This window comes from Rodentibacter ratti (assembly GCF_002000485.1).
GTDB lineage: Bacteria > Pseudomonadota > Gammaproteobacteria > Enterobacterales > Pasteurellaceae > Rodentibacter > Rodentibacter ratti.
Genome location: NZ_MLAJ01000015.1, coordinates 63,137 through 86,166 on the forward strand (window position 1 = coordinate 63,137; position 23,030 = coordinate 86,166).

Sequence of the window (23,030 nt, forward strand, 5' to 3'; positions counted from 1 at the left end):
TGCGGTCATTTTTAACCGCACTTTTTGAAATAAAAAATTAATTGGTTTTGAGTTTATTCCAATATTTTTCGTAAATATCCACGGCATCACCCACATCACCTTGCATAATGCCTTTTTCCACTTCTTCTGAAGGAGGGAATAAAGTCGGATCATTCACCAGTTCAGGACTCAGCAAGGCTTTCACACCTTCATTCGGCATTGAAAAGCCCATGCGCTCAATTACCACTTTGGCATTTTCAGGACGAAGGAGGAAATCGATAAATTTGTGTGCCCCTTCCACATTTTTTGCCGTTTTAGGGATAGCATAGTTATCCATCCAGAAAATCGCCCCTTCTTTCGGATAGATAAATTGTAGGCTTGGATTTTCTTTATGGGCAAGATAAGCAGAGCCGTTCCAAATCATTCCGAGTGCCACTTCACCTTGCACATAAGGCACTTCCGGTGAATCTGAATTGAACGTAATCACATTAGGCAATAAGGTCACTAAACGCTCATAAGCCCCTTTGATTTCTTCTTCGTTGGTGGTGTTAGGGGATTTTCCATTTAACAATAGGGCAATGTGGAAAACTTCACGGGCATCGCTGGTCATCAGCACTTTGTGCTTAAATTCAGGCTTCCATAAATCCGCCCAACTGGTGATGGTTTTTGGGTCAATCTCATCGGCATTGACTTCAATACCGGTTAAACCGTAAACATAAGGCAAGGAGAATTTATTTTCAGGATCAAATTCTTTGTTCAGCAAGTGTTTTGGAATTTGTTTTAAATTCGCTAATTTGCTGTGATCAAGGGGTTGGAGCATATTTTCCTTAATCATTTTATTCACATAATAGCTCGATGGAAACACCACGTCATAGCCGGATCCGGTGTTTTCCGTCAATTTTAATTTGGCATACATTTCTTCGTTGCTTTCAAAGGTGGAATAAATCACCTCCACGCCGGTTTCTTTAGTGAATTGCGCAACGAGTTCGGGCGGCACATAATCCGTCCAGTTATAAACATAAAGTTTGTTGTTAGCAAAAGCCGATGCCGCAAAAAGTGCGGTGACAGAAAGGAAAAGATTTTTGACAGAACGAACAACAGATTTTTTCAATTTATTGGTCTCCTAGGGGATAAACGATTAATAAAAGCGCACAAAATTTACGCGCACGGCAGTATAGCACTTTTCCGCAAAAGATTTGACATATTTCCCCATCGGCGTAAGATTTCGCCAGTTTTTATCAATGAGAGGTTTTATGCTCACTTTTGCTCATCAAGAACACGTTTCCTCCTATTATTTTGATTCACGCAATCAAGATTTCCAACTTCCTCCTTTAACACAAATTGCACACGCCGATGTTTGTGTCATCGGTGCGGGCTTTTTTGGCTTATCCGCCGCATTGGAGTTGGCAGAGAAAGGGAAAAAAGTCATGGTATTGGAAGGCGCTCGGGTGGGCTTTGGCGCTTCCGGTCGAAGTGGTGGGCAAGCCATCAATGGGTTTGAAGAAGGCATTGATGAATATATTCATCAAGTCGGCTTTGAGAAAGCCCGTCAACTGTGGGAAATGTCACTGGAAGCCATTGATATTATTGATGAACGCATCACAAAATATGGTATTCAATGTGACTGGAAAAAAGGCTATGCGACCCTTGCCTTGAACCATCGCCGTATGGATGATCTGATTGAAATGGAAAAAGCCAGCCACAAAAATTTTGGCTACCAAAATATGCAGCTTTGGGACAAAGCGAAACTCAAACAGCATTTAGGTAGCGATATTTATGTAGGGGGCTTATACGATAGCAATTCCGGACATTTGCATCCTTTCAATTATTGTTTGGGACTGGCGAAAGCCTGTTTAGATCTTGGCGTGCAGATTTTTGAACAATCACCGGTGGTGGATCTTATCGAAAAAAGCGGTGGTATTGAGGTGAAAACCGACCAAAGTGCGGTCATTTCTCAAGATGTTATTTTAGCCACCAACGCTTATATTGATGCACTCCCTAAATCTATCCATCATGGTATTAACCGAAAAATTATGCCGGTGGAAAGTTTCATTATTGCCACCGAGCCCTTAAGCCAAGCCGTGGCGGATTCGGTGATTAATAATGGAATGTCTGTGTGCGATAACAATTTGCTACTTGATTATTATCGTTTGAGTGCGGACAATCGCCTGCTTTTCGGTAGTGATTCCAGTTCGGAAAAAGATATGGTCGCCGTAATGCGACAAAATATGTTGCACGTTTTCCCACAATTAGAGGATGTGAAAATCGACTACGGCTGGGCTGGGCCAATTGATATGACGATGAACGCTACCCCGCATTTCGGGCGAATTTCACCCCATATTTATTTTGCGCAAGGTTATTCAGGACACGGCGTTGCCTTAACCGGCTTGGCTGGTCGCATTATCGCGGAAGCCATTTTAGGCAATGACGAACGCCTGCAAATTTTTGAAGGCTTAAAAGTGCCTTCCGTTTACGGCGGAAAATGGGTGAAAAATTTAGCCACGAAGATTGGGGTGAAATACTATCAGTTTTTAGATAAATATCGTTAAAAACAGGTTTAAATTGACCGCACTTTTTTTGCCTACTATGACGTAAAGTGCGGTTAGTTTTTTTAAGATATTTACGGCTTAATATCCCTCAAAATAGGATTCTGCATTGAAATCAATGTTTCGGTGGATTGAATCTCATCAATTAGCTGAATTTTCGTGGCGAGAACAGAATGCAATTCGGCGATGGTGTGAGTCATCACTTTGATGAAAATAGAGTAATTTCCCGTGGTGTAATAGGCCTCCACCACTTCATCAAACGTTTCCAATTTTTTAATCACTTTTTCGTAATCCTTCGCACTTTTCAAAATGATCCCGATAAAGCAGCAAACGTCATAGCCGAGTTTACGTTCATCAATAATCACTTTGGTGCCTTCAATCACACCGGATTGGCGCATTTTTTCCACACGAACATGAATTGTGCCGGGGCTGACGCCAAAATTTTTTGCCATTTCTGCATAGGGCGTACGCGCATCTTTGGTGAGTATGCGGAGAATTTGTTGATCGAGATTATCAATATTGTGCATAGAATAGCCTCTTTAGAATTAATCTAATAAATCACCATTAAATTAGATAATATTCAAAATTATTTTAAATGTAAACAAAATACTTGAAAGAGTGTTATGATTTATTGAATAATACACAAAACCTTACTTATTATTAAATAGCAGGCGGAAAATATGAAGAAAACATTTATTTTACAACAACAAGAAATTAGTTTTGTTAAAAACACCTTTACTCAGAACCTAATCGAACAACTGGGAATTATTGAAGTGCAAGGTCCAATTCTTAACGAAGTAGGCAACGGAATGCAGGATAATTTGTCCGGTATTGAGAAGGCCGTTCAAGTACATGTGAAATGTATCCCGAATGCCGTATATGAAGTTGTTCACTCTTTATCAAAATGGAAACGTCATACCCTGGCACGTTTTCATTTTAAAGAGGGAGAGGGGCTTTTCGTGCATATGAAAGCCTTACGTCCTGATGAAGATTCTTTAGATCCAACCCACTCCATTTATGTGGATCAATGGGACTGGGAAAAAGTGATTCCGGAAGGTCGCCGTAACCTTGCTTACTTAAAAGAAACCGTTAATTCTATTTATCGTGCGATTCGTTTAACGGAACTTGCAGTAGAAGCCCGTTTTGATATTCCTTCTATTTTGCCAAAACAAATTACCTTTATTCATAGTGAAGATTTGGTAAAACGTTACCCTGATCTTTCCAGTAAAGAACGGGAAAATGCTATCTGTAAAGAATATGGTGCAGTATTTTTGATTGGTATCGGTGGTGAATTATCCGATGGTAAACCACATGATGGACGTTCTCCGGATTATGATGACTGGACAACGGAATCTGAAAACGGCTATAAAGGTTTAAATGGCGATATTCTTGTGTGGAACGATCAACTTAACACAGCATTTGAGCTATCCTCTATGGGGATCCGTGTGGATGAATCGGCACTCCGTTTGCAAGTGGCTTTAGCCGGCAAAGAAGATTGTTTAAAAATGGATTGGCACCAAGATCTACTAAACGGGAAATTACCTCTCTCAATTGGTGGGGGTATTGGTCAGTCACGTATGGCGATGTTCTTATTACGTAAAAAACATATCGGCGAAGTACAATCCAGCGTATGGCCGAGAGAAATGTTAGAACAATATCAACATATTCTTTAACGTTCTAAAAAAAGTGCGGTTGAAATCAACCGCACTTTTTTATTATTAATATAATATCCGTGCTCGGATTGTACCGTCAATTTCACGCAGTTTAACTAATAGAGGTTCTGCATTCTCTGTTTCCACATCCACCACAACATAACCGATTTTCGGATCAGTTTGTAGATATTGTGCAGCGATATTGATATTGGCTTCCACAAAAATTTGGTTGAGCTTGTTCAAAATACCCGGACGATTCTCGTGAATATGCAATAAACGTTTGGTGCCTTCGTGTTCCGGCAAAGAAACTTCCGGGAAATTCACAGAAGATAAGGTAGAACCATTGTCGGAATATTTCACGAATTTACCGGCCACTTCAAAACCGATATTTTCTTGCGCTTCCGCTGTGGAACCGCCAATATGCGGGGTTAAAATCACATTATCAAATTCACGTAATGGAGAGACAAATTCTTCATTAATTGAAGCAGGTTCAACAGGGAACACATCAATCGCCGCGCCATGAATTTTTCCCTCTTTTAAGGCTTGAGCAAGGGCATCAATATCCACCACCGAACCACGCGCCGCATTAATTAAAATGGAGCCTTGTTTGAGTTGGGCAATACGCTCTGCACTCATTAGATTACGGGTTGAAGGTAACTCAGGCACGTGTAAAGAAATGACATCACAAGACCCAAGCAATTCTTCTAGACTACGCACTTGTTTCGCATTACCAAGTGGTAATTTGTTTTCAATATCGTAGAAATACACGTCCATACCTAAGGATTCCGCAATAATACTTAACTGAGAACCGATATGGCCATAACCTACGATGCCTAATTTTTTACCCCGCACTTCATGTGAACCCGTAGCGGATTTATTCCATACCCCACGATGAACTTCCGCATTGGCTTGTGGCACATTACGCATTAAAAGTAAAATTTCACCTAACACTAATTCAGCGACGGAACGTGTATTTGAGAATGGTGCGTTAAATACCGGAATACCCCGTGCTTTTGCCGCATTAAGATCAACCTGATTGGTGCCAATACAAAAACAGCCTACAGCAATAAGTTTTGGCGCGGCATCAATCATTTCCTCGGTTAAATGCGTACGCGAACGCAAACCGATAAAATGAGCGTCTTTGATCGCAGCTTTCAGCTCATCACCATCAAGGGCTTTTTTGTAATAATCAATATTGGTATAGCCTGCGGCATGCAAGGTATCCAATGCACTTTGATGCACACCTTCCAGCAATACAAATTTGATTTTTGATTTGTCGAGTGACACTTTATTTGTCATGTTTGCCTTCCTTATTTTTTATTTCTATAAATTATTCGATAATTTTTGCACCTTCAGGCGTACCAACAATCACGATATCCGCACCACGTAGTGCAAAAATGCCATTCGTTACCACACCTGCAACATTGTTTAATTCTTTTTCCATTTCCACCGGATTTAGGATAGTAAAATTATGCACATCTAAAATCACATTGCCGTTATCCGTCACAACGCCTTCACGATATTCCGGTGCACCGCCAAGTGCGGCTAATTTTCTCCCCACTTGTGAGCGAGCCATTGGGATCACTTCCACCGGTAACGGGAAGCTTGAACCCAGCACATCGACTTGTTTGCTGGCATCTACGATACAAATAAATTTTTTCGCTAGGGCTGCCACGATTTTTTCTCTCGTCAATGCGGCACCGCCCCCTTTAATCATCATTTTTTGCGGGTTAATTTCATCTGCACCATCTACATAAATATCTAATCCGGACACTTCGTTTGCACTAAATACTTCAATACCTTGTTTTCGCAACAATTCTTCAGAAGCTTTTGATGCTGCCACGGCACCTTTAATTTGGTCTTTTATTGTTCCCAACGCTTCAATAAAACAGCACACAGTAGAGCCACTACCTACCCCAACGATAGTATCTTCTTTTACGTACTGTAAAGCCGCTTGAGCTGCAAGCTTTTTCATTTCTAATTGATCCATTTCTTTTCTCTTTTTCAGAAGTAAACGATTGCGTTACTTTAATACGCTAAAATTAAATAAACAAGTGCAAATTTTGATAGCTCATCATGAAAAAATAACATGAGCTAATCCTCTGTTAAAAACAAGGCTAACAGTTCATTTAAAAATAATTTTCCATGTTCGGTGATTTGCCAAGTGGTGTCGGTTTCTACGATATAATTTCTTTGCAGGGCAATTTCAATCTGATTTTTGACCGCACTTTGTGCCAACCCGGTATAAGCTTCAAATTCCTCTTTCGGTACGGCTTCCAGCAAGCGAAAACGATTCATAAAAAATTCAAAAGGGCGGTCAATTTCAGGGACGTTTTTTTCCTCATAAAGATAATCCCCCTTCAAATAGCCTTTCGGGTGCTTGGTTTTGGAAAAACGGAGAATTCCCCCGTCGGGAAACGTAAGTTTTCCGTGAGCGCCACAACCAATCGCCAAATAATCACCAAAACGCCAATAATTCAAATTGTGTCGGCATTGAAATCCCGGTTTGGCATAGGCAGAAGTTTCATACTGTTGATAGCCTGTGGCGGTGAGCAATTGATGCCCTTGTTCAAAAATATCCCAAAGCGCATCTTCATCGGGCAAGGTTGGAGGCCGATAGGCAAACATCGTATTGGGCTCAATAGTGAGTTGATACCAAGAAAGATGAGGGGGCTCAAGGGCAATAGCCTGCCGTAAATCCTCTAAAGCCTCAGCCAGGGTTTGATTGGGTAACCCATGCATCAAATCTAAATTGAAACTTTGCAGCCCGGAAACTTTCGCCAAATTGACCGCACTTTTTGCCTCTGCCCCATTATGGATTCGTCCTAAACGCTGAAGTTTGTCATCATTGAAACTTTGAATCCCCATGGAAATTCTTGTCACACCAGCAGCCACATAACCTTTAAACCGCTCGGCTTCCACCGTGCCGGGGTTGGCTTCCAAGGTGATTTCAATGTCCTTTTCAAAGGGAATCTGTTTTTTTACTTCATTCAATAAACAGGCAATACTTTCCGCAGAAAATAGGCTCGGCGTGCCGCCTCCAATAAAAATGGAATGTAACTGACGCCCCTGAATACTTTCCTGAAAACGGGCTAGATCAGTTTGTAAATCCTGCAATAAGTGATGAGTATAATCTTTTTCGGGAATCTCGCCTTTTTGCGCATGGGAGTTAAAATCACAATAGGGGCATTTCTGCACACACCAAGGAATATGGATATAAAGGGAAAGGGGGGGGCGTCTAAGCATGATAATTGATAGATTGAAAGATATTTTGTGCTATTTTATGCCATGACAAGGAATAACGAAAAATAAAAATTTCATCAGTGAATACTCGCTGAGTAAAAATAATCAAGGAAATGAAAATGAAATCCTACATCAACCTGCTTTCCCTATTCTGTGGTCAGGCATTAAGTGGTAGCGTGATTTCACTTTTAACACTGACATCTACGCTAGTAGGAAAGGTATTAGCGCCAAAAGATTTTTTAGTGTCTTTGCCGATTACAATGACAGTGCTAGGTTCGGCAATTACTGTCTATTTTGCGTCTTTTTTAATGGCAAAATATGGCAGAAGAACAGCATTTATTGTGAGCGGATTCATCGGTATTGTCGGAGTATTATTGGCGATTTACGCCATTTATCACGCACAATTTTATCTATTTAGCCTTGCTACTTTTATTTTGGGTGGAGCAACGGTGTTCAACCAATATTATCGTTTCGCTGCGGCGGAAGTATTCAATGAGGAAGTGAATAAAAAACGGGCGACTTCGTTGATTATCAGTGCAGGCATTATCGGTGGCGTATTAGGCCCTTTTTTAGCAGAGAAAGGTGCTAATTTATTGGCCGTAAAATATGTGGGGATTTTCTGGCTGTGTTTGGCTGTCTTTGTGCTTTTAATTATCAGCCAACTTTTCCTTTCAATCAAAAATACACAAACCCTATGCGCTCAAAATCAGCCTGTACCGAAAGATATTTTCTTACAGAAAGAATTTAAAATCGGTACGGCGTGCTGTGCTTTAAGTTTTGCGATGATGGTGTTATTGATGAACGCCACGCCTTTGGCAATGCATCATCAACATTTTCAGCTTGAACAAATCAGTCCGGTACTGCAATGGCATTTTGTAGCAATGTATAGTCCGGCGTTATTACTACCTTTTGTAGTGAAGAAAATCCCGAACCAATATATTATCGGTTTAGGCTGTTTGTTGTTTATTATTGGCGGTTTATGCAGTTTGTTTTTTCAGCAACATTGGGCATATTTAGCCGCGTTGATATTCATTGGCGCAGGTTGGGGCTTAATGTTTAGCGGCGGTACGTTTTTGCTTAATCAGCTATCGCCACAACATAAACATAAATTACAAGGCACAAGTTCGCTTATCACTTATCTTGCCAATCTCACCGCCTCTTTTTCTGTGGGATTATTAATGGCAACTCCCTACGGCTGGCAAATGGCGAATTTAAGTGCGGTCATTTTGATGAGTATTTTTAGCTTATGGTTTTTTCATCAATTTAAAAGAGTGAAAACTAAACCCTAGATTGAAGAAGAGTGCGGTCACTTCTTTTGAGTTTTAATACATACAAAAAGGGCTTGTTCTCACAAGCCCTAAAAATATTCAATTAATTGACCGCTCTTGTGGCTTTCGTAACGGCTTTACGACGTGGTGCTTTGGGTTTGGCTGCCACTTTGACGAACTCTACGCCTTCCGGTGGATTTTCGAGTGCCAAGCCTAACACTTCATCAATGGTTTCTAACGCATGAATCGCAAGACTTTGTTTCACATTATCCGGAATTTCTTCCAAATCTTTCACGTTATCTTTTGGAATCAATACGGTTTTAATACCGCCACGGTGTGCCGCCAACAGTTTTTCTTTTAAACCACCGATTGGCAACACTTTACCGCGTAAACTAATTTCCCCCGTCATTGCCACATCCGCACGCACCGGATTGCCGGTCAAACAAGAAACAAGTGCGGTACACATTGCGATCCCTGCACTTGGACCGTCTTTTGGTGTAGCACCGTCCGGTACGTGAATATGAATATCACGTTTTTCGTGGAACTCAGGGTTAATACCAAGTTTATCGGCACGTGAACGCACCACGGTCATTGCTGCTTGGATGGATTCTTTCATCACATCCCCCAGAGAGCCGGTAAAGGTTAATTTACCTTTACCCACCACAGAAGCGGTTTCAATGGTGAGCAGATCGCCGCCCACTTCCGTCCACGCAAGACCGGTGACTTCACCTATACGATTTTGCGTATCCGCTTTGCCAAACTCAAAACGTTTCACGCCAAGATAATCGTGAAGATTCTCACTATTCACCGTGATAGATTTTAGCTTAGGATTCACTAATAAATTTTTCACCGCTTTACGGCAAATTTTGGAAATTTCCCGTTCCAAATTACGCACGCCTGCCTCTCGGGTGTAATAGCGGATAATGTCTAAAATAGCACTTTCCTCCACCACTAATTCGCCTTTTTTCAAGCCGTTACGCTCAATTTGTTTTTGTAACAAATGACGCATGGCGATATTGAGTTTTTCATCTTCCGTATAACCGGAAAGGCGAATCACCTCCATACGATCAAGTAACGGCCCCGGAATATTCATGGAATTTGAGGTTGCCACAAACATCACATCGGAAAGATCATAATCCACTTCTAAATAATGATCGTTAAAGGTGGTGTTTTGTTCAGGGTCAAGCACTTCTAATAAGGCAGAAGCCGGATCACCCCGCATATCCGATGCCATTTTATCGATTTCATCAAGCAAGAATAATGGGTTTTTCACCCCGACTTTTGCCATTTTTTGGATGAGTTTGCCCGGTAATGCACCGATGTAGGTTTTACGATGACCTCGAATTTCCGCTTCATCACGCACGCCACCCAGCGCCATTCTCACGTATTTTCGACCGGTTGCATTAGCAATCGACTGACCAAGCGAAGTTTTCCCCACTCCCGGAGGTCCAACTAAGCAAAGAATCGGGCCCTTAATTTTATTGAGGCGTGCTTGCACCGCAAGGTATTCTAAAATGCGTTCTTTCACCCGATCCAAGCCATAATGATCGGCATCTAAAACTTGCTGTGCTTTAGCAATATCTTTTTTCACTTTCGTGCGTTGATGCCATGGCACTTGGATCATCCATTCAATGTAGCTACGCACCACGGTGGCTTCTGCTGACATGGCCGACATCATTTTGAGTTTTTGCAGTTCGCTTTCTACTTTCTCACGCACTTCTGCCGGCATGCCTGCGGCATCAACTTTTTGACGAAGTTGTTCCACTTCATCAATGGTATCTTCATTTTCGCCATCGTCCATTTCTTTGCGAATCGCTTTAATTTGCTCGCTCAAATAATAGTTACGTTGGCTTTTTTCCATTTGTTTTTTGACACGACCACGAATGCGTTTTTCTACTTGTAGAATATCCGCCTCCGACTCCATCATCCCTAGCAAATATTCCAAACGTGCTTGCACATCAGCCAATTCCAACACACTTTGTTTATGACGAACACTCACCGGCAAATGCGCCGCCATGGTATCGGCAAGGCGATCCGTATCATCAATACGTTGTAGAGCGCCTAACACATCAACCGGCACTTTTTTATTTAAGGTCAGGTAATTTTCAAATTCGGACAATACCGCATTTTTGACAATCTCTAATTCTTTTTCATCACCTCGGACAGTATCAATCGGGGTGATTTCTGCAGAGAAAAATTGCTCCCCCTCTTCGAGATGATTGATTTTTGCCCGTTGCTGCCCCTCGACAAGCACTTTTACTGTGCCGTCAGGCAATTTTAAAAGTTGGATAATATTGGCAATGGTGCCCACATCAAACACATCGTCAATGGTTGGTTCTTCTAAGTCCGCTTGTTTTTGTGATACCAAAAGAAGCTGTTTATTTTCATTCATCGCTTCTTCAAGGGCATTAATGGATTTTGCACGCCCCACAAAAAGCGGCATCACCATATAAGGGAAAACCACGACATCACGTAACGGTAATACGGGCATCGTGCGTTGTGTTCTTTTGGCGTTCATATCTTCTCTCTAATTCTACTTCGACAATTTGGGATAATATGGGGGTAGGTTTGATGAATTCAAGGGAATAGGATTAATTAGCGCATAAAGTGCGGTTGTTTTCACCGCACTTTTTGAAAAAATTAAAGAATCGTTAACAATTGACCGAAATCATCAAATACCCAATCCGGATTCGATTCGCTAATTGGAATATTGTAATTATAACCGTAGGTTAATCCGACAACAGCACAACCGGCAGCATGTGCCGCCAGAATGTCATTTTTAGAATCCCCCACAAATAAGACTTGGCGAGGTTCAAACCCGAATTTACCACACAAATAATAAAGCGGTCCCGGATGCGGTTTAATTGCCGGCAAAGATTGTCCGCCCAACATTTCGCTAAATAAATGGTCAATGCCAAAGGCACTCAACACAGGCTGAACATGTTTGGTCGGTTTGTTCGTTACCACCGCTAACGTATAACCTTTTGCTTTTAACGCTTCCAAGGTTTCTTTTACATTCGGATATAAGCGGCTCACATTGCAAAGATTTTCGCCATAATAGTGATTGAAACGCTCTTTTACTTTTTCTACCTCCGTTTCACTTAATGTTTTGCCGGTTTGTTCTTTTGCCCAATCCAACGCACGTGCAATCAATATCGGTGCGCCGTTACCAATCCAAGTTAAAACTAATGCCTCCGGTGCTGGTGGTAAATCAAATTCAGCCAATGCCGAATTTACGGATAAGGCGAGATCCGGCAAACTATTAACCAATGTTCCGTCTAAATCAAAGCCGATAAGTTTAAATTGTGTCTTCATTAACGCTGTCTTCTCCATAGGACAATAATGAGGAAATCCAAGATCACTATCTTTGGATACCCGCAAGTTGATGTCTCATTTTATCGATCACTTGTTTATAATCCGGTTGATCAAAAATCGCCGAACCTGCTACAAACATATCCGCACCGGCTGCTGCAATTTCTGCAATATTCTCAACTTTCACACCGCCATCTACTTCTAAACGAATATCAAAACCGCTGTCATCAATCATTTTTCGTGCCTGTTGTAGCTTTTTCAATGTGGCAGGAATGAAGGATTGCCCCCCGAATCCCGGATTAACCGACATCAACAAAATCACATCAACTTTATCCATCACATAATCCAAATAACTCAATGGTGTAGCAGGGTTAAAAACTAAACCGGATTTACAACCGTGGTCACGAATCAACTGTAAAGAGCGGTCAATATGCTCGGAACTTTCCGGATGGAAAGTAATATAATTCGCACCGGCTTTAGCAAAATCGGGGATAATCCGATCCACCGGTTTCACCATCAAATGCACATCAATAGGTGCGGTAATGCCATAATCACGTAAAGCCTGACAAATCACAGGGCCGAAAGTCAAATTTGGCACATAATGATTATCCATTACATCAAAATGAATCAGATCCGCACCGGCATTAAGCACATTTTGAACATCATCGCCAAGTCGGGCAAGATCCGCTGAAAGAATGGAAGGGGCAATAAGGTAAGGTTTCATCGTCATCTCCTAGGGGTTTTCACCGCTCTAGTTTACTACGTTAAAACAGAAATTGCCTTGATTATTTATAGGAAAATTTTGAAAAAAATAACCGCACTTTGAATGTTTTTTTAGTCAACAAAAACAAAGTGCGGTCGATAATCTCTCTTTATTTGCCTACTTGGCTACCGATTAAACCACCTAATGCGGCACCACCCAATGTAGTGGCAGTATTACCTTTAATCATATAACCGGCTGCACCGCCAATTGCTGCGCCGACAGCCGTATTTTGTTGAGTACGGCTCATATTACTACAAGCAGTTAATGCAATAAGTGTCATACCAATAACCAATGATTTTGTCATTAATTTCATAAAATCTCTCCGTACAAAATTAAAAACTATCCATCGTGATAGCATCTTATAAGACTGATATCACTGAATAAAAGTTCATTTTAAGAAAAGAATCCTACATCATGAAACGATTTCTTTAATCTAAAATTTCGGTAATCAATTTTAAATATTCGATAGCAAGGCTTCTTTGCTCTGTACTGGCATTGTAGATAAGATCTTCTGAAAGCACACCACAGGACTGAGTTTTAGGGATTTCCCCTTGTTCATAAGCTTCAAAATCCGCCATCCAATCCCCTTCAAAATAATAACGTTCTAAATGTTTCATTCTCGGTAAAAAGGCTCGCCATTTTTCAATAAAACTTTCTGCCTCAGCCAAAAATTCATTGGCTTCATCTAAAATATTTTCCATTTCAGCTAATTGCGCTAACCGTGTTTGAGATAACATCTGTCCCTCCAAAATTATCTAAAAAGAGACCGCACTTTAAAGTGCGGTCAATTGATCCTGAGTTTTACCGATTACACATCATAAGTAGTGGAAGCTGTGTTACCGCCACGCCCTGTCCAGTTGGTATGGAAAAACTCACCACGAGGTTTATCTGTACGCTCGTAGGTGTGTGCGCCAAAATAATCACGCTGGGCTTGCAATAAATTAGCCGGTAAACGGGCAGAAGTGTAACCGTCCAAGAAGGTAATCGCTGATGCCATACAAGGCATTGGAATGCCCACTTCAATAGATTTTGCCACCACTTTACGCCAGTCGCTCATGGCGTTTTCTAAGATGCCTTTGAAATAAGCGTCGGAACCTAAGAAAATCAAATCCGGGTTAGCCTCATAAGCATCACGAATATTGCCTAAGAAACGGCTACGGATAATACAGCCTTCACGCCATAATAGTGCGGTTGCACCATAGTTGATATCCCAACCAAAGTTTTCGGAAGCCTCACGAATCAGCATAAATCCTTGTGCATAAGAGATAATTTTTGAGGCTAGCAAGGCTTTACGCACCGCTTCAATCCAAACCGCTTTATCACCCTCCACTTTGCCAATGGTTTTGCCGAATAATTTTTCTGCGGCAACACGTTGATCTTTGAAAGAAGAAACGCAACGGGCAAACACCGATTCGGTAATTAAGGTTAATGGAATACCAAAATCAAGGGCGTTGATGCCTGTCCATTTACCCGTACCTTTTTGTCCGGCTGTATCAAGGATTTTCTCCACCAACGGTGTGCCGTCTATGTCTTTATAGCCTAAAATATCTGTTGTAATATCAATCAGATAGCTATCCAACTCCGTTTTTTTCCATTCAGCGAAAATGTTTTGCATTTCGTCATAACTTAAGCCTAATCCGTCTTTTAAGAATTGGTAAGCTTCGCAAATCAGTTGCATATCACCATATTCAATGCCATTATGTACCATTTTCACGAAATGACCTGCGCCCTCTTTTCCAACCCAATCACAGCACGGTTCGCCTTTATCGGTTTTGGCAGAAATCGCTTGTAAAATCGGTTTGACATATTGCCATGCTTCCTCATTACCACCCGGCATAATGGACGGTCCGTGGCGTGCCCCCTCTTCGCCGCCTGACACACCGGAGCCCACAAAACGGATTCCTTTTTCTGCTAAAGCTTTCACTCGGCGATTGGTATCCGGATAGTTGGAGTTGCCCCCATCAATAATGACGTCGCCCTCTTCCAAATGCGGTAATAATGCATCAATAAATTGATCCACCACTTCGCCCGCACGCACCATAAGCATCACTTTTCTCGGTTTTTCCAATTTTGCAGCTAAATCTTCCAAAGAATACGCCCCGATAATGTTTGTACCTTTCGCCGCCCCTTGTAAAAACTCATCCACTTTGGATGTAGTACGGTTATACGCCACCACTTTAAACCCGTGGTCGTTCATATTTAAAATGAGGTTCTGCCCCATTACGGCGAGTCCAATAACGCCGATATCGCCTTTTGCTGACATATTTTTCTCCTGTTGGTTTTGATTCGTTTTCCTCTATTTCTTAAATTTCTCTCTTTTGTAAAAAGAAGATAAGGGAAGGTTTAAATTAGTAACATATTAAATATATTTAAACACTCCCTTTTTTGTGTTTTATATTATGCTTTCCAATAAAGGCAACCTTGACAAGGTGATTCCAATTCTATTTTTCTAAAATAAAGTAAACATATAATTTGTGCCTTTTATAGGCTGGCAAACAATCTTATATTTATAATCTACTAATTGTTCATCAATATACTCTTGTTTATTCGGAGCCTGATGAACCCCTAAACACCACATATATCTTTCCGTAGGTAAAGTGCGAGACGTAATACATTCATATTTTTTAACATCTCTTAACATTTGGCGAATACAACGAGGGGCATACCAAGACTGCTTCACTTCTACAGGAATAAAGCTACGAGCATATTTTTGCCTAATTATCAAATCAATAGAGCATTTACCTTTATCGGTTTTCCTTTTATCTAATAAACAAGGTTCTTCACGATAGACTTCCGATATTAAGCCATTTAATGTTCTGAAATATAAGAGCATCTCAACTTGTAACCAAATTTCCCAGCCATAAACTTTTTCCTGATCTATTTCATTAAGACGCCTAATAATATGTTTTTGTTTAAAGAATCGTTCAAAAATAACTCTTAAAAAATAAAAATCTTTTTCTAATGTAGACATAAACTCAATATTATTAAGAAACAAAATCTATCATTTTTGATGTAGCAACACTACGCGTAACCTAGTACATCACTGTTAGGTCCGTCTAGCTTAAAATAAAATCCACAGCCATTTCACTGTGTAGCGTGGCAGTATCAAAAAATGGTAAGGATGAATCACGCTGATTAATTAATAAACCGATTTCCGTACAACCTAAAATAATGCCCTCCGCACCTTGAGCGGCAAGCTGATTGATGGTTTTAAGATAAAAGTCTTTTGATTCAGGCAATATTTTACCCGTACAAAGCTCGTCAAAAATAATACGGTGAATTTCTAATTTGGTTTCATCATCAGGCACTATTGGCTCAATACCACGCTCACGCAAACCGTCCACATAGAAATTATCCGCCATCGTGTAATGTGTGCCAAGCAATGCCACTTTATGTAACCCTTGAGCCTTAATACGATCCGATACTGCATCAAGAATATGTAATAGCGGAATGGAAACTACATTTTGTACCGCATCTGCAACTTTATGCATAGTATTCGTGCCAATTAAAATGCCTTCTGCCCCAATGCTTTCAAGTAATTTAGCTTCGTGAGCCAAAATATCTCCGGCTTTTTGCCAGTTATTTGATTTTTGACATTCCACAATATCTGCAAAATTGACACTCGACATCAACAATTTAGCACTAGCATTACCACCTAACGAGGAATTGATCGCACGGTTAATGTTCAAATAGTAAGAAACTGTACTTTCGGGGCTCATTCCCCCTAAAATCCCCAGTGTTTTCATTTAGAACTCCTTAAATTTTAACCGCACTTTTATTATAATAACTTCGCCGCCGCTTTATCCAAATACCACTCCGTCACGCCATTTTTGGCTTTAATTTTCGCTGCCGGATAAGGCAGATGTTCAGCAGGTGTGGTTTGAATTTCTTTTAAAATTTCTGCTTTTCCTTCACCGGTCACAAGATAGGCGATGCGTTTTGCCTGTTCGATCAATTTTGCGGTTTTGGAAATGCGGATTTGCCCGCTTTCTGGGTGTTTTACAATCACCGCAAGGTTTTCATCATCAAAATGAGTTTGATGTGGGAATAATGAAGCCGTGTGTCCGTCAGCCCCCATGCCTAAAATAATCCAATCAAAAACACCGTTAGGAATGACCGCACTTAGCTCCTCTTGAAAACGATTCAGCTCAAAGTGCGGTTCATTTTCGCCACGAATTCGGTGAATATTCTCTGCGGGAATTTGAATATGATCAAATAACAATTTTTGCACTTCACCATAATTACTTTCCGGATCTTGTGCTGAAACCATTCGCTCATCACCCCACCAGAAATGCAGGTTTTTCCAGTTAATTTGTTCCGCATAAGGTGATTGAGCAAGGGTTTTAAATAATAACTTTGGCGTGCTTCCGCCCGATAATGAAATATGAACCGGGCGTTGTTGTTCACTATAGGTTTTTAATTCTTGTGCGATTTTTTCAACCGCTTGTTGAGCGGTTGGGAACATTACATAATTCATAACTACACCTTTTTCTTCATTAATCCACTCGGTTTACGCCATACTTTGCCTTGTCTGGCAATCAGTTTATCTGCTGCCACAGGCCCCCAAGTACCGGCTTCGTAATCATGGACTCGTCCGCCATTGGCTTTGTAATCCAAGATAGGTTGAACGAATTTCCATGCGGCATGAACCGCATCCGTACGGGCAAATAGGGTCGCATCCCCTTTCATCGCATCGAGCAATAAACGTTCATAAGCGGTTAATACCTGTGCACCGGCAAGATCCGCATAGCGGAAGTCCATCGATACTTCTTTGGCTTCAAAGCCCGCCCCCGGTTTTTTCAAACCGAAACGCATGGAAATGGCTTCATCCGGTTGAATGCGGATGATAAGTTTATTTTCCGGTGCATTTTGGCTAAATACAGGATGTGGCGTGGTTTTAAAGTGAATGACAATTTCTGTCACACGAGCAGGTAAACGTTTACCGGTACGCACATAAAAAGGCACGCCTGCCCAACGCCAGTTTTCGATTTCACAACGCAACGCCATATAGGTTTCAGTGTGTGAATCTGCCGGCACGCCTTTTTCTTCTAAATATCCCTTCACTATGTTACCGTTCACTTCACCGGCAGTATATTGACCCAACACTAGATTATGTTCCACATCTTCTTGCGTAAGTGGACGTAAACAATGCATGACTTTTGCCACTTCATCACGCATAGAATCCGCATTGATGATTGCCGGCGGCTCCATTGCCACCATGGCAAGCACTTGGAGTAAGTGATTTTGGAACATATCCCGCATTGCTCCGGAACCGTCATAATAGCCACCACGTTCTTCAACGCCAATGGATTCGGCACCGGTGATTTCTACATAATCAATAAAATTACGATTCCAAAGGGGTTCAAACCAGCCGTTAGAAAAACGCAATACGAGTAAATTTTGAACGGTTTCTTTACCAAGGTAATGATCGATACGGTAAATTTGATGTTCTTCAAAGAAACGGTGAATTTGCACATCTAACACTTGTGCGGTTCTTTCATCATAACCGAAAGGTTTTTCCACGATAATACGCTTCCAACCGTATTCTTCCGTGTTCAAACCATGTGCCGCCAGGCATTCGGGAATCACGCCATAAAGACTTGGCGGAGTGGACATATAATAGAGCGTATTGCCGCAAGTTTGATATTTATCGTGTAATTCGTCCAAACGGGGGACCAATTTGCCATAGTCTGCGGCATCTGCCGTATTCACGGCTTGGTAATAAAGATGATGACAAAATTCATCAAGGGTTTCAGGTGAGGTATCTTCATTATTAATTAAGGTTTCACGCATTTTCATGCGGAAAGTTTCATCATTAAGTTCCGAACGCGCCACGCCAAGCACTGAAAAGTTCTCGCCCAATCTTCCAATTTTGAAGAGATTATAAAGTGCCGGAATGAGTTTTCTGTGAGTTAAATCACCGGATGCGCCAAAAATGACGATACAGCTGTTCTCAGTTTGCATAATTATCCTTGTAAAAATACCGAGTGAAATGACGGGCTATTCTAACGAAAATTCCTCCGCTAACCAATCAATTAAATTGAAAGACCGATGTCCAATTAGCAGATTTATCCGCCACCATCACAAAAGAGGGATTAATCAGTATCTCACGTTGATTGTATGTCAATGGCGCAAATTGCGGAGCGAAAATTTGTCCGTTAGTTTCTCCCAATAATACTTCCGCCCCTGCCGTATCCCACTCTCCGGTTTGTCCAAGACGAACATAACAATCCACCTTGCCCTCAGCCACTAAAGCCCCTTTCAGACTGCTGGAGCCCAGCACGACAAACTCATAAGCAAAATCCTTCGATAACATTGAGCGCACTTTTTCTTGCGAAGTGGTGGCGCCCACGGCAATGCGTAATGTTGGGAAGGAAGAAGTGCGGTTAAGATTCACGATGTTTTTACCCAATTTTTTCACTTGTTCACCTTGTTTTTTAAAGGCACCAAAATTCTCCATCGCATAATAAGTAAGGGATAATATCGGGGCGTGAATAACGCTTAACACGGGTTTATTGTTACGGACTAGAGTGATTAAAACGGAAAATTGATCAGTGCGATTAATAAATTGCTGTGTGCCATCAAGGGGATCGATGAGCCAATATTCTTTCCAGGTTTGGCGTTCCTCAAAAGGAATATGGCAGTTTTCCTCGGAAAGCACCGGCGTTTGGGGGAAATGTGCGGTCAGTTTTTCCGTTAAAAATTGACTAACGAAAAGATCCGCTTCGGTGACCGGCGTATTATCTTCTTTAATTTGTACATCAATATGCTGTTGATAAAAACGTTGTAGATGATTACCGGCTTGGTAAGCAATTAGTAGAACCTGATTCAGTAAATGTTCATTGAGTGGCAACATAAAACCTCCCGACAAAATTTTTGATAAAACCTAATCACGTGATTTTGTTTTCGGCAATAACCATGGCAAGACAAATAGCGCATAAAATACCATACAGCAAGCACTTAATATCCCTAATGTTAAACCGCCGTCAGTAATCCATTGCCAAAATGAAGCATCCTGTTCACTCATAAACAATAAATAGAAATAGGATGCAACATTACAATAAAAAAAGCTAATCAATGATGAACATAATACTATGGCTGCAATATTATGACGAATATAGCGAAACCTTGTGGCAACCAAGGCAATCAGAAAAGCGGGGATAGTAGCAAGGAAAAACGCAGCTATAACATATCGGCTAAATGGTGTCGGCTCCAGATCCGCACCTAAAAACCAAAACAGCGCAGTCACCAATCCTTGTGAAATGAGAGGAAATAAAATTAATGTTTTAAGATAAGGTTTCATAAAATCTCCCTACAATTTCTTATGATGATTTGGTTTTTGGCAAGAGCCAAGGCAGTATAAATAAAGTGCAAAATGTCATAAAGCACATACCCAATAAAGCTCCCCAGAATGAAATAGTAAACTCAATAAGATAGATGATGGTGAGATAATAAAAAAAACTCACTAATGCTGAGCATAGTACAATAGCGGCAATGTTATAGCGCATATAACGGAATTTAGTGGTGATCAGGCTAATCAAAAAAGCGGGAATCGCCACGAGAATAAAAACAATAAGAAAATTTTGGATAAAAGGCAATTGGTAATATGGATCTGCATTCGCATTCAAAAACTCTGCAAGTGCGGTCGCTAATCCTTGCACAATCAACGGAAATAAAATTAATGCTTTAAGATAAGGTTTCATAAAATCTCCCTACAATTTCTTATGATGATTTGTTTTTTGGCAAAAGCGATGTCAGCATAAGTAAAGCGAAAAATGTTATAACGCACATACACACCAATCCGGGTATAAACGCAATATCTAGTCTATTAGAGAAACAAAATATGAGGATGGTAGGATAAAAAAAGCCCACTAATGCGGAACACCACACGATAGCAACAATGTTATTGCGTACATAACGGAATTTGGCGCTAATGAGGCTAATCAGAAAAGCGGGAATCGTGATGAAAATAAAAGTAACGATGGCGTAAATCTCAAAAGGATTGACATTCCTATCCCAAAGCCAAAACAGCACGGTCGCTAATCCTTGTGAAAGGAGAGGAAATAAAATTAATGCTTTAAGATAAGGTTTCATAAAAAATAGGCTATCGGAAAAGATAGCCTATTTTAAAGGAATTTTAGGGATTAATCAGATTTTTTCGCACGTAATACACGAGAAGCAAAAATAATGATCCCCGCAATAAATACCGTTAAGCCCAAGATTTCACTGATACCGCCCCAATTTTCAAGGTTTAGCGCCAGTGGTGCTTCAGAGCCACCGGATGTGACGGAAGCCGCAATAATAAAGGCGAGAATCACGCCCATGAGACTTTCACCCACAATCAAACCTGCTGAGAAAAGCGTACCAAAACGTTCTGCTTTAGCCGAGATTTGTTTATCACCGGTGCGTGCCGCATAGTTTGCAATATGGCGATTAATAAACCAGGCTAAGAATGCTCCAACGACAACCGGTGTATTAATGGATGGTGGCAAATAGATACCAATCCCCACCGCTAATACCGGTAATGCAAAGGCTTTATTACTCACTTTTTTCAAGAAGGCATCAATAATAATTAACACTGCACCTAACCCCACGCCGGTTAAGATGTACGTCCATTCTAATTGGTTAGTAAAAATACCTTGCGAGATCGTCGTCATAATCGTGGCTTGTGGTGCAGAAAGGGCTTGCGTAGGATCCATATCAGGACGTGGCAATGCACCACTGAAGCCGTAAGCGTGATATAAAATCTCCAAGACCGGCGCAATCACCAGTGCACCGACAAAACAACCGATAATCAATGCTACTTGCTGACGCCATGGTGTGGCTTCAACTAATAAACCGGTTTTTAAATCCTGTAAGTTATCGTTAGAAATCGTTGCCGTGGTGAGAACGATAGAGGCAGTAAAAAGCGTAAGTGCGGTTAAAAATTTCTGACCATCTGTCGTTTCAAATAGCCCCGTAGCATTACCGATAGAAACCAATACGAGAGAAATCACGATCACCGAAATAATCCCGATACCGGAAATCGGACTGGATGATGAGCCTACTAACCCCGCCATATAACCGGAAGCCGCTGCCACAAAAAAGCCGATAAATACGGCTAAGAAGGTACACACCACCACTAATAAAATAGACAGCTCCGGTGAAATAGGCGCTGCTGCAATAAAGTGATGTAATGAAATCACGATCAATGCAACGGTTGCAATCAGGATATAAATCATGGTTTTTGGTGAGAGATCGATATCAATGCGATGCTCCGATTCTGATTTACCGCTTTTCAACATACGGAATGAATGCACCATGCCTTCTACCATGGGTTTCATTAAAACCAATAATGTCCAGATGGCGGCAATACCGATCGTGCCCACACCGATAAAGCGAACTTTGGTTTTCCATGTACTCATGGCAAAGTCAACTAAGCTCATATCCGTTGGCATATCACCGGATATGGTAAAGAATGGAACGGCAACTCCCCAAGTCAGCACCAAGCCGACTAACATAGCAATACCGCCTACGATACCGATCAAATAACCGGCACCCAATAACGCAAGAGAGAACCCCATCGGTAATTGGAAAGCGGCTTTGCCGGTTTGAATCCATGCGCTGGCGCCATCCGCCATTACACGCAAACCATTGGTTAAAAATGCAACAACACCGGCTAATACGCCACCATAAGCGATGTCTTTTACCCCGGTATCACCTTTGTCGTGATTTCCCGCTTTTAAAATTTCAGCCGCTGCGACACCTTCCGGATAAGGTAAATCGCTATTCACCACCATCGCACGGCGTAATGGAATGGTGAACAATACCCCTAATGTACCACCAGAAGCACAAATCAACATCGTCTGCCAAAATGGAAAATCGTTCCAGTAGCCCATCATTAACAAACCCGGTAAAACGAAAATAACGGAAGATAACGTCCCCGCTGCAGAAGCCTGAGTTTGCACCATATTATTTTCTAAGATACTGGAATCTTTAAAGAATTTTAACACCGCCATAGAAATCACAGCGGCAGGAATGGAAGAGGCAAAAGTCATCCCGACTTTTAATCCCAAATAGACGTTAGATGCGGTGAAAATCACCGTAATTAACGCCCCAAGAATCATCCCACGAAACGTGAGCTCTTTTAAATTTGAATGAGGCATAATTTTTCCCTAGGTTAAATAAAAAGACCTTCACTTTCCCAAGAAATGGCAAAAAATTCAAGAATTATTTGAATATTTATGCAATTAAATTAGAAAATATTTAATAAATACTCTTTTTATTG

At 41.1% G+C, this 23,030-nt stretch carries 22 protein-coding genes; 3 read left to right on the top strand and 19 right to left on the bottom strand.

What is annotated here, in order from left to right; genetic code table 11:
• Positions 1-37: 37 nt before the first annotated feature.
• Positions 38-1,090, bottom strand: coding sequence for an extracellular solute-binding protein (locus BKG94_RS09405; RefSeq protein ID WP_077436498.1), 1,053 nt, complete (start codon positions 1,088-1,090; stop codon positions 38-40).
• A 142-nt stretch (positions 1,091-1,232) separates the two neighbouring features.
• Here BKG94_RS09405 and BKG94_RS09410 point away from each other — a divergent pair, with 142 nt between their 5' ends.
• Positions 1,233-2,528: an NAD(P)/FAD-dependent oxidoreductase gene (locus tag BKG94_RS09410; protein ID WP_077436500.1), complete on the top strand. Its 1,296-nt coding sequence runs from the start codon at positions 1,233-1,235 to the stop codon at positions 2,526-2,528.
• A gap of 71 nt (positions 2,529-2,599) precedes the next feature.
• On the opposite strand, the gene asnC is transcribed toward BKG94_RS09410, so the two are convergent.
• Positions 2,600-3,052 (bottom strand): transcriptional regulator AsnC, encoded by a 453-nt coding sequence (gene asnC / locus BKG94_RS09415; RefSeq protein ID WP_077436502.1) that lies wholly within the window; start codon positions 3,050-3,052, stop codon positions 2,600-2,602.
• A 153-nt stretch (positions 3,053-3,205) separates the two neighbouring features.
• Here asnC and asnA point away from each other — a divergent pair, with 153 nt between their 5' ends.
• Entirely contained in the window at positions 3,206-4,198 is a 993-nt protein-coding gene (gene asnA, locus BKG94_RS09420; RefSeq protein ID WP_077436504.1) for an aspartate--ammonia ligase, read from the top strand.
• Between the two features lie 45 nt (positions 4,199-4,243).
• Here asnA and serA read toward each other — a convergent pair whose 3' ends face one another.
• The 3 genes from serA to hemW form a co-directional block, all read right to left on the bottom strand.
• On the bottom strand, positions 4,244-5,476 hold the full coding sequence (gene serA, locus BKG94_RS09425) for a phosphoglycerate dehydrogenase (protein ID WP_077436506.1): 1,233 nt from the start codon (positions 5,474-5,476) through the stop codon (positions 4,244-4,246).
• A gap of 31 nt (positions 5,477-5,507) precedes the next feature.
• On the bottom strand, positions 5,508-6,167 hold the full coding sequence (gene rpiA / locus BKG94_RS09430) for a ribose-5-phosphate isomerase RpiA (RefSeq protein ID WP_077436507.1): 660 nt from the start codon (positions 6,165-6,167) through the stop codon (positions 5,508-5,510).
• 104 nt (positions 6,168-6,271) lie between these two features.
• Entirely contained in the window at positions 6,272-7,423 is a 1,152-nt protein-coding gene (gene hemW, locus BKG94_RS09435; protein WP_077436509.1) for a radical SAM family heme chaperone HemW, read from the bottom strand.
• Between the two features lie 116 nt (positions 7,424-7,539).
• Between hemW and BKG94_RS09440 the strand changes: the two genes are divergently transcribed.
• Entirely contained in the window at positions 7,540-8,709 is a 1,170-nt protein-coding gene (locus BKG94_RS09440; protein ID WP_077436511.1) for an MFS transporter, read from the top strand.
• A gap of 82 nt (positions 8,710-8,791) precedes the next feature.
• Here the strand turns inward: BKG94_RS09440 and lon are convergent, their stop codons facing one another.
• The 14 genes from lon to BKG94_RS09515 all read right to left on the bottom strand — a co-directional run bounded on the left by lon (position 8,792) and on the right by BKG94_RS09515 (position 22,908).
• Positions 8,792-11,206, bottom strand: coding sequence for an endopeptidase La (lon, locus tag BKG94_RS09445; protein WP_077436513.1), 2,415 nt, complete (start codon positions 11,204-11,206; stop codon positions 8,792-8,794).
• A gap of 122 nt (positions 11,207-11,328) precedes the next feature.
• Positions 11,329-12,003, bottom strand: coding sequence for a phosphoglycolate phosphatase (locus BKG94_RS09450; RefSeq protein ID WP_077436515.1), 675 nt, complete (start codon positions 12,001-12,003; stop codon positions 11,329-11,331).
• Positions 12,004-12,049: 46 nt separating this feature from the next.
• Positions 12,050-12,724: a ribulose-phosphate 3-epimerase gene (rpe, locus tag BKG94_RS09455; RefSeq protein ID WP_077436517.1), complete on the bottom strand. Its 675-nt coding sequence runs from the start codon at positions 12,722-12,724 to the stop codon at positions 12,050-12,052.
• Between the two features lie 148 nt (positions 12,725-12,872).
• Positions 12,873-13,076, bottom strand: a complete 204-nt coding sequence (locus BKG94_RS09460; RefSeq protein ID WP_077436519.1) for a glycine zipper 2TM domain-containing protein — start codon at positions 13,074-13,076, stop codon at positions 12,873-12,875.
• 115 nt (positions 13,077-13,191) lie between these two features.
• On the bottom strand, positions 13,192-13,500 hold the full coding sequence (locus tag BKG94_RS09465) for a DUF4298 domain-containing protein (RefSeq protein ID WP_077436521.1): 309 nt from the start codon (positions 13,498-13,500) through the stop codon (positions 13,192-13,194).
• A gap of 71 nt (positions 13,501-13,571) precedes the next feature.
• Complete coding sequence (gene gnd / locus BKG94_RS09470; RefSeq protein WP_077436523.1) at positions 13,572-15,026, bottom strand: decarboxylating NADP(+)-dependent phosphogluconate dehydrogenase; 1,455 nt, start codon at positions 15,024-15,026, stop codon at positions 13,572-13,574.
• Positions 15,027-15,212: 186 nt separating this feature from the next.
• Entirely contained in the window at positions 15,213-15,734 is a 522-nt protein-coding gene (locus BKG94_RS09475; RefSeq protein WP_077436525.1) for a hypothetical protein, read from the bottom strand.
• An 85-nt stretch (positions 15,735-15,819) separates the two neighbouring features.
• A complete protein-coding gene (locus BKG94_RS09480; protein WP_077436527.1) occupies positions 15,820-16,509 on the bottom strand; it encodes an aspartate/glutamate racemase family protein in 690 nt (229 codons plus the stop codon).
• A gap of 32 nt (positions 16,510-16,541) precedes the next feature.
• Positions 16,542-17,240, bottom strand: coding sequence for a 6-phosphogluconolactonase (gene pgl / locus BKG94_RS09485; protein WP_077436529.1), 699 nt, complete (start codon positions 17,238-17,240; stop codon positions 16,542-16,544).
• A 2-nt stretch (positions 17,241-17,242) separates the two neighbouring features.
• The gene (gene zwf / locus BKG94_RS09490; RefSeq protein ID WP_077436531.1) at positions 17,243-18,727 is read right to left on the bottom strand and encodes a glucose-6-phosphate dehydrogenase; all 1,485 of its coding nucleotides are present in this window, start codon (positions 18,725-18,727) and stop codon (positions 17,243-17,245) included.
• Positions 18,728-18,794: 67 nt separating this feature from the next.
• On the bottom strand, positions 18,795-19,619 hold the full coding sequence (gene cysQ, locus BKG94_RS09495) for a 3'(2'),5'-bisphosphate nucleotidase CysQ (RefSeq protein WP_077436533.1): 825 nt from the start codon (positions 19,617-19,619) through the stop codon (positions 18,795-18,797).
• 30 nt (positions 19,620-19,649) lie between these two features.
• Positions 19,650-20,066, bottom strand: coding sequence for a hypothetical protein (locus BKG94_RS09500; protein WP_077436535.1), 417 nt, complete (start codon positions 20,064-20,066; stop codon positions 19,650-19,652).
• Positions 20,067-20,085: 19 nt separating this feature from the next.
• Positions 20,086-20,466, bottom strand: coding sequence for a hypothetical protein (locus tag BKG94_RS09505; protein WP_077436537.1), 381 nt, complete (start codon positions 20,464-20,466; stop codon positions 20,086-20,088).
• 441 nt (positions 20,467-20,907) lie between these two features.
• Positions 20,908-22,908 carry an OPT family oligopeptide transporter gene (locus tag BKG94_RS09515; RefSeq protein WP_077436541.1) on the bottom strand — a complete coding sequence of 667 codons (2,001 nt, stop codon included), beginning with the start codon at positions 22,906-22,908 and terminating at the stop codon, positions 20,908-20,910.
• Between the last annotated feature and the right edge of the window lie 122 nt (positions 22,909-23,030).